Source organism: Burkholderia sp. BCC0398 (assembly GCF_902833245.1).
GTDB classification, from domain to species: domain Bacteria; phylum Pseudomonadota; class Gammaproteobacteria; order Burkholderiales; family Burkholderiaceae; genus Burkholderia; species Burkholderia sola.
Map to the genome: position 1 here is coordinate 586,927 of NZ_CADFEM010000003.1, position 8,535 is coordinate 595,461.

The window sequence follows — 8,535 nt, forward strand, 5'->3', positions numbered from 1 at the left end:
CAACAAATATTATCTCAGGATTCGTAAAAATGACTTGCACCGTTGTCCGTTTATTCAGGAATCGCTGAAAAATATAATCGCCTCCGACTCATCTATATCCGAAAGGGAGAAAATCGTGCAGTCTCCGGCGACAAAAGGGACGCTCGCACTGGCGGTTCTTGCAGTCTCATTAATAATGGCCGGTTGCGCGAGCATGGGCGACAACAAAACCCAGTCCACTCGCATCGAAGCGAACGCGCTCGACGCCGGCGCGGCCATCCGCGCGGCCGACCGAGACGCGGGCTGGCCCGCCGCCGACTGGTGGCGCGCGTACCGCGATCCGCAGCTCGATGCGTGGATCGCCGCCGCCCAGGCCGGCAACCCGACCCTCGCGGCGGCCGAGGCCCGCGTGCGGGAAGCGCAGGCGATGGCGCGCGTCGCCCGTTCGGCCGAGCTGCCGCAGATCAACGGCAACCTGTCGCTGATGCGTCAGCACTGGCCGGACAACGTGTACTACGGCCCGGGGCCGCTCGCCGATACCGACACCTGGAACAACACCGGCACGCTCGGCCTGTCGTATCACCTCGATCTGTGGGGCAAGGACAAGAACGCAACCGAGCGTGCGCTCGACACCGCGCATGCGACCGCCGCCGACGCGCGGGCGGCAAAGCTCGAACTCGAAGTCAACGTCGTGCGCGCGTATGTCGGCATGTCGATGAATTACGCGCTGCTCGACCTCGCGCACGAAACGTACGAACGCCAGCGCTCGCTCGCCGATCTCGCGCGCAAGCGGCTGCAGGCCGGCCTCGGCACGCAGCTCGACGTAAGCCAGGCGGAATCGACGCTGCCCGACTACGAGCGCCAGATCGACAGCTATGAGGAAGCGATCCAGCTCGCGCGCCACCAGCTCGCCGCACTGGCCGGCAAGGGTCCCGGCGCCGGCGACGCGATCAAGCGGCCGCAGCTGGCGCTCGAGGCGCCGGCCGGCCTGCCGTCGGCCATGCCGGCCGACCTGCTCGGCCGCCGCCCGGACGTCGTCGCGGCGCGCTGGACGGTCGACGCGCAGGCGCGCGGCATCGACGTCGCGAAGGCGTCGTTCTACCCGAACATCGACCTGCTCGCGACGGTCGGCGGCTTCGGCGTGACCGCGCCGTTCACCGACTTCCTGCGCGCGATGAACGGCGGCTGGACGGCCGGTCCCGCGCTGTCGCTGCCGATCTTCGAAGGCGGCCGGCTGCGTGCACAGCTCGGCGCCGCGAATGCCGGCTACGACCAGGCGGTCGAGCGCTACAACCAGACGATCGTCGGCGCGCTCAAGGACATCGCCGACCAGGTCGTGCGGATCCGCTCGCTCGATACGCAGAAGAAGGACGCCGCGCGGTCGGTGGCGGCCAACAATCGCAGCTATCAACTGTCCCGCGAAGGCTTCCGCCGCGGGCTGACCGATTACGTGAACGTGCTGGTCGCGCAACAGCAACTGCTGCGTGCGCAGGAGACGGCCGCCCGCATCGACGCGGAACGCCTCGCCGCACACGCGCAGCTGATGGCCGCGCTCGGCGGCGGGGTCGAGACGGGGACGGATGTCCGGGGCGGCCAACCGCCGAAGGATGAGGCCACCGTCGGTGTAGCCGCGCCAGCCGCCGCATCGGCCGCGAAGCCCGCGGCAGCCGCCGCCCGGCCCGCGCAGGTCGCAACCGCCGGCGGCGCCGCGCCGGCCGCACGGTAACGCGGAGCGCCGCCATGTCAGCTTCCTCCCCCGCTTCCCCGCGCGTCGACGGCCCGTTCGCGGCCTGGACCGACGCGTTCGGCGACTGGGCCCGCACCGACGGCGCCGCGTGGCTCTACCTGTTCAAGGCGCTGCTCGCCGCGTTCATCGCGACCGGCGTGTCGATGCGGCTCGACCTGCCCGCGCCGAAAACGGCGATGACGACCGTGTTCATCGTGATGCAGCCGCAAAGCGGCGCGGTGCTCGCGAAAAGCTTCTACCGGGTCGCCGGCACGATCTTCGGGCTGATCGCGACGCTCACCTTCGTCGGGCTGTTCCCGCAGCAGCCGCAACTGTTCCTGCTGGCGGTCGCGCTGTGGGTCGCGCTGTGCACGGCCGGCGCCGCGCGCAACCGCAACTTCCGCAGCTACGGCTTCCTGCTGGCCGGCTACACGACCGCGCTGATCGGGCTGCCCGCGTCGCAGCACCCGGACGGCGCATTCATGAGCGCGATGACGCGCGTGGCCGAAATCATGGTCGGGATCGTGTCGGCCGGCGTGGTCAGCGCGCTCGTGTTTCCGCAGACCACCGGCGAGCAGATGCGCACGACGGTGCGCAAGCGCTTCGGCAGCTTCGTCGACTACGTCGCGGCGGCGCTGTCGGGCAAGCTCGACCGCGCGCATATCGAAACCATCCATACGCGCTTCGTCGCCGACGTGGTCGGGTTCGAGGCCGCGCGCAGCATGGCCGTGTTCGAGGATCCGGACACGCGGATGCGCAGCGGCCGCCTCGCGCGGCTGAACAGCGAGTTCATGAGCGCGTCGAGCCGCTTCCATGCGCTGCACCAGTTGATGAACCGGCTGCATGCGGCCGGCGCGCAGGCCGCGATCGACGCGATCGAGCCGTACTTTCGCGAGATCGCGCCGCTGCTGCTGACGCCCGCCGGCGAACCGGTGCGCACGTCGGCCGATGCCGGCCACGCGGCCGCGCAACTGCTCGCGTGGCGCGACGCGCTGCCGCGCCGCATCCGCGCGACGCGCGCCGCGCTCGAGACGCAGCCGGACTTTCCGCTGCTCGACTTCGATACGGCCGCCGAACTGCTTTACCGCTTCATCACCGACCTGCACGAGTACGCGGCCACCTACGCGTCGCTGTCGACCGCGACCCACGAGCGCGAACGCTGGATCGAGCGCTACGAGCCGCGCACCAATGCGACGGCGATGGTGATCGCGGCGATCCGCACCGCGACCGTGATCCTCGTGCTCGGCTGGTTCTGGATCGAGACCGCGTGGCCGAGCGGCGTGACGATGACGCTGACGGCGGCGGCCACCTGCGCGCTCGCGTCGTCGACGCCGCGCCCGACAGCGATGTCCGCGCAGATGGGCATGGGTACCGCACTCGCGATCTGCACGGGCTTCCTGCTGACGTTCGGCATCTATCCGCACATCGACGGTTTTCCGCTGTTGTGCGTCGCGCTCGCGCCGTTGCTCGCGATCGGCATCTTCATGACGCTGAAGCCGAAGCTCGCCGGCTACGGGATGGGCTACCTGATCTTCTTCAGCTTCCTCGCCGGCCCGGACAACATCACGCACTACGATCCGACCAGCTTCATGAACGACTCGCTCGCGCTGGTGCTGGCGATGCTGGCGTCGGCGATCGCGTTCGCGGTGCTGTTCCCGCCGACCGCGCCGTGGCTCAAGAAGCGCCTCTTCGCGGACCTGCGCCACCAGGCCGTCGCGGCCGGTCACGCGCGGCTCGTGGGCCTGCGCACGCGCTTCGAAAGCGGCGCGCGCGACCTGATGTACCAGGCGCACACGCTGTCGGCCGACCAGCCGGACGTGCAGCGCGACGCGCTGCGCTGGATGTTCGCGGTGCTCGAAGCCGGCAACGCGACGATCGACCTGCGCCAGGAGCTCGCAACGCTGCCGTCCGACCCGCGCTATGCGAGCGCGATGCCGTGGCGGCGCGCGATCGAGACGATGCGCAGCGCGCTGTCGGCGCTGTTCTCGAAGCCGAGCGCAGCACGTTTCGACGCGACGCTCGCCGCGACCAATGCGGCGATCGACGCGACCCGGCAGACGCTCGATGCGGTCGAGCCGTCGCGCGAAGAACGCCACCGGCTGCAGCGCATCCTGAGCCATCTGCATTTCGTGCGGACCGCGCTGCTCGACCCGGAATCGCCGCTCGAGCCGCTCAACCGCAACCGCCCCGTGCGTCCCCAACCAGGAGCCTCGTCATGATGCCGCGTGAAATCGCCATTCTCGATGCCTACATGCCGACGGTGGTGCTGATGTTCGTCCTCGGCGCGATCGCGACCTGGGCCGTCGACCGCCTGCTCGCCTATACGGGCCTCTATCGCCTTGTCTGGCACCCGTCGCTGTTCCGGGCCTGCCTTCTCGTCTGCATTTGCGGCGGACTGAGTCTTGCCGTTTACCGTTGATTCCGAACCATCATGATGCTCAGAAAACTCTTCGGCTTCGTCGCGACCGCCGTCATCCTTCTCGTCGCGATCCTGATCGGGCGCTCGCTGTGGGTGCACTACATGGACGATCCGTGGACGCGCGACGGGCGCGTGCGCGCCGAAATCGTCAACGTCGCGCCGGACGTGTCGGGCGCGATCGTCGAGCTGCCCGTGCATGACAACCAGCTCGTGAAGAAAGGCGACCTGATCATGCAGATCGACCCGTCGCACTACCGGATCGCGGTCGAGCAGGCGCAGGCGGCGGTCGCTGCCCGTCGCGCGGAACTGCAGATGCGCCGCGACGACGCGGCCCGCCGCGCGGACCTCGATGCGCTCGTCGTGTCGAAGGAAAACCGCGAGAACGCGGCGCACAGCGCGTCGAGCGCCGATGCGCAGTACCAGCAGGCGATCGCCGCGCTCGACGCCGCGAAGCTCAACCTCGAACGCACGCGCGTCGTCGCGCCGGTCGACGGCTACATCACGAACCTTCAGACGTTCAAGGGCAACTATGCGGTGGCCGGCCAGGCGAAGCTCGCGATCGTCGACAGCCATTCGTTCTGGGTCTACGGCTACTTCGAGGAAACCAAGCTGCCGCGCGTGAAGATCGGCGCGCCGGCCGAAATGCGGCTGATGAGCGGCGGCGTGATGAAGGGCCATGTGGAAAGCATCTCGCGCGGCATCTACGATCGCGACAACCCGCAAAGCCGCGACCTCGTCGCGGACGTGAACCCGACCTTCAACTGGGTGCGCCTCGCGCAGCGCGTGCCGGTGCGCATCCGGATCGACGAAGTGCCGGCCGACGTGGTGCTGTCGGCGGGCACGACCTGCACGGTCATCATCGATCCGGACAAGCAGAAGAAGTCGTAAGCGCCGGAGCGCGCCGCACGCTCAGTGTGCGATGCGGAAACGCCCGACCAGCGCCTTCAGCGCCTGAGCCTGCTCGTCGAGCGCGTTCGCGGCAGCCGCCGCCTGTTCGACGAGCGCCGCGTTCTGCTGGGTGCCGGCATCCATCTGCGTGACCGCGCGGCCGATTTCGTCGATCCCCGCGCTCTGCTCGTCCGACGCCGCCGAAATCTCGCCGATGATGTCGGTCACGCGCTTGACCGCGCGCACCACGTCGCCCATCGTGCGGCCCGCGTCGTGCGCGAGCGCCGCGCCGTTGGCCACGCGCTCGACCGACGCGCCGATCAGCTCCCGGATCTCCTTGGCCGCGGTCGCCGAGCGCTGCGCGAGCAGCCGCACCTCGCCGGCGACCACCGAAAAACCGCGCCCCTGCTCGCCGGCGCGCGCGGCCTCGACCGCCGCGTTCAACGCGAGAATGTTGGTCTGGAAGGCGATCCCTTCGATCGTGCCGATGATGTCGCGGATGTTCTTCGCGCTGTCGTCGATCTCGCTCATCGTCGCGACCACGCGCCCGACGACCTCCCCGCCCGTCTCCGCCACCGCCGACGCATTGGCCGCGAGCGAGCTCGCCTGACGCGCATTCTCAGCGTTCTGCCGCACGGTCGACGTGAGCTGCTCCATGCTGGCCGCGGTGCGCTCGAGCGCGACGGCCTGCTGTTCGGTGCGGCGCGACAGGTCGAGGTTGCCGGTCGAGATTTCACCGGACGCGGCCGCGATGGCCTCGGCGCTCACCGCGATCTCGCCGACGGTGGCCGCGAGCCCCGTCTGCATCTCGGCCAGCGCGCGCACCATGCTGCCGCGATCGTGCCGGCCGAGCGCGATCGGCCGCGTCAGGTCGCCGCGCGCGATGTCCGCGGCGATCTCCTTCGCGAGCGCGGGCTCGCCGCCGAGCTGCGACGCGAGACGCCGCACGACGCGCTCGGCGATCACGACGGCCAGCACGATCAATGCGGCCGTCATCGCGGCGATCATCGCGAACGACGACGAAAAAATGGTGGCGGACGCATCGAGCGTCGCCTTCGACTTCTCGCCGCGCGTCTTCACGAGTTCGGCGACGAGTTTTTCGAGCTTGCCGGTTTCGACCAGCAGCGACACGTCCTGCGTGCCGACCTGCCAGTTCATCTGCGACAGGTCGAGCGGCTGCGCGCGCACCAGCGTGACGAAATCGCGCAGATGCGTGCTCCACGTGCCGACCGCCGTCGAGAACGCGTGCAGCCGCGCCGAATCGCCGGCATCGGCCGGATCCGCATAGCGCTGCAGCGTGCCGAGTGCCTGGCCGATCGACGCGAGCCCCGCGCTCACCTCGGCGCCGAGTTCGTCGCGCTCCTTCGCGGTCGTCGCGGTCAGCAGCATCTTCTGCGCGCGGCTCGCGCGCAGCACCTCGGCGCGGACTTCAGCCGCCGCCCGGCTCGCGACGTGACCCTGTTCGTAGACCGACGCGATCGACGCGTTCAGCCGGCTGATCTGCCACAGCGAAAACACGCCGATCGCGAGCGTGCCCGCCAGCAGGATCGCGAATGCGGCGCGCAACGTCGCCTTGACGGTCCACGGCCGACGCTCGCGACGCGCCGCGCGCGCACGCCGTGCGACACGACCGGCGGCAACACCGGATGCGGCGGCCGCCGCACCGGGCTGTGGATGCAAAGATGCTGCTTTCATCGAACTATCCCCGTATGGATCACGCTGCCGGAAAGGTCGGTCCGGCGGTCCCGCGATGGCAGGCCATGCCGCGCGTCCGGCGCCCGCCCGGCGGGTAGCCGGGGCCAGGCGCAGCGCGCGTGTTGTCATTGGGTCGTTCTACGGCCGCCACCGCCGTTTCTTGAGTCCGGAAAAACACGCACCGGGCCCCGGCGCGGCCCCGCTGAAGCGGCGAACGCACCGCCAGCGTTATACCCGTCCAAAAAAGCACGCATCGGCCGATCCGTCCGACGAATGTCCGATTCGCGATAAAACTTGGCAGGACATTCGTGACACGCCACATTACACTTCTTTGACGCATCAACGAATCAACCACGCGCCGATCCCCAACAGAGCGCGCCAGCCACCTCAACTCGTTCAGCTCACATGGAAACCAGCCTCGACTCCGGCGCCGGCCCAGCCGTCGCTCAGCCGTCCGCACCGCCCGTCGCCCGCACCGTCTACCCGGTGCTCGGCGCGATCAGCTTCTCGCACATGCTCAACGACATGATCCAGTCGCTGATCCTCGCGATCTACCCGATGCTCAAGAGCCAGTTCGCGCTGTCGTTCGCGCAGATCGGCCTGATCACGCTCACTTACCAGATCACCGCGTCGCTGCTGCAGCCACTCATCGGCCTCTATACCGACAAGCGTCCGAAGCCGTATTCGCTGCCGGTCGGCATGGGCTTCACGCTCGCGGGGCTGCTGCTGATGTCGGCGGCGTCGAGTTTCCCGATGCTGCTGGTGGCCGCGGCGCTCGTCGGCTGCGGCTCGTCGGTGTTCCATCCCGAATCGTCGCGGGTCGCGCGGATGGCGTCGGGCGGCCAGCACGGGCTCGCGCAGTCGGTGTTCCAGGTGGGCGGCAATGCCGGCTCCGCGCTCGGGCCGCTGCTCGCCGCGCTCGTGATCATTCCGCACGGCCAGCACAGCATCGCGTGGTTCTCGGCGGCCGCGCTCGTCGCGATGATCGTGCTCACGCAGATCGGCCACTGGTACAAGAAGCATCCGTCGATGAAGAAGAAGGCCGTGGCGGCCGGCCACCCGACGCTGTCGCGCGGCCGCGTGATGGGCGCGATCGGCGTGCTGGTGCTGCTCGTGTTCTCGAAGTACTTCTACCTCGCGAGCATCAACAGCTATTTCACGTTCTATTTGATCGACAAATTCCACCTGTCGGTACAGGCCGCGCAGATCCACCTGTTCGTGTTCCTCGCGGCGGTGGCGGCCGGCACGCTGATCGGCGGGCCCGTCGGCGACCGGATCGGCCGCAAGTACGTGATCTGGGTGTCGATCCTCGGCGTCGCGCCATTCACGATGCTGCTGCCGTACGCGAACCTGTTCTGGACGAGCGTGCTGACCGTGATCATCGGCGTCGTGCTGGCGTCGGCGTTCGCGGCGATCCTCGTCTATGCGACGGAGCTGATGCCCGGCAAGGTCGGGATGGTCGCGGGCCTGTTCTTCGGCTTCGCGTTCGGGCTGGGCGGCGTCGGCGCGGCCGTGCTCGGCCAGCTCGCGGACGCGACGAGCATCCCGTTCGTCTACAAGGTGTGCTCGTTCCTGCCGCTGATCGGCGTGCTGACGGTGTTCCTGCCGAACCTCGAAGGCAGCGGGCGCAAAAAGGCGTGACGAACGACCGGCCGCGGCGTGCGCACCGTGGCCGGTCGAGCGGTTTGAACGGAAAAGACGAGACGGCGGCTAGCAGGCTGTTGAAAAGCGCCTCGCTTTGATGACTGGGGCACTGTTTAAAAGGATTTCGTATGCGCTTGGCTGCCGAGTTGCCAACGAATCGCCGAAGCTGGACCGTTCGCGAGCG

At 68.7% G+C, this 8,535-nt stretch carries 6 protein-coding genes; 5 read left to right on the forward strand and 1 reads right to left on the reverse strand.

Annotation, left to right across the window (positions count from 1 at the left end; translation table 11 throughout):
* Positions 1-115 precede the first annotated feature (115 nt).
* Genes HWX76_RS09315 through HWX76_RS09330 form a run of 4 tightly spaced genes read left to right on the forward strand, consistent with a single transcriptional unit; the run spans position 116 to position 5,012 of the window.
* Entirely contained in the window at positions 116-1,705 is a 1,590-nt protein-coding gene (locus HWX76_RS09315; RefSeq protein ID WP_080334427.1) for an efflux transporter outer membrane subunit, read from the forward strand.
* Between the two features lie 14 nt (positions 1,706-1,719).
* Positions 1,720-3,924, forward strand: a complete 2,205-nt coding sequence (locus tag HWX76_RS09320) for an FUSC family protein (protein ID WP_050018178.1) — start codon at positions 1,720-1,722, stop codon at positions 3,922-3,924.
* Positions 3,921-4,124 (forward strand): DUF1656 domain-containing protein, encoded by a 204-nt coding sequence (locus tag HWX76_RS09325; RefSeq protein ID WP_006476212.1) that lies wholly within the window; start codon positions 3,921-3,923, stop codon positions 4,122-4,124. The genes HWX76_RS09320 and HWX76_RS09325 overlap by 4 nt, the downstream gene beginning before the upstream one ends.
* 12 nt (positions 4,125-4,136) lie before the next feature.
* Positions 4,137-5,012, forward strand: coding sequence for an HlyD family secretion protein (locus HWX76_RS09330; protein WP_050018179.1), 876 nt, complete (start codon positions 4,137-4,139; stop codon positions 5,010-5,012).
* Positions 5,013-5,033: 21 nt separating this feature from the next.
* On the opposite strand, the gene HWX76_RS09335 is transcribed toward HWX76_RS09330, so the two are convergent.
* On the reverse strand, positions 5,034-6,707 hold the full coding sequence (locus HWX76_RS09335; protein ID WP_176015715.1) for a methyl-accepting chemotaxis protein: 1,674 nt from the start codon (positions 6,705-6,707) through the stop codon (positions 5,034-5,036).
* A 405-nt stretch (positions 6,708-7,112) separates the two neighbouring features.
* On the opposite strand from HWX76_RS09335, the gene HWX76_RS09340 reads away from it, so the two are divergent.
* Positions 7,113-8,348: an MFS transporter gene (locus tag HWX76_RS09340; RefSeq protein WP_089488372.1), complete on the forward strand. Its 1,236-nt coding sequence runs from the start codon at positions 7,113-7,115 to the stop codon at positions 8,346-8,348.
* Positions 8,349-8,535 lie beyond the last annotated feature (187 nt).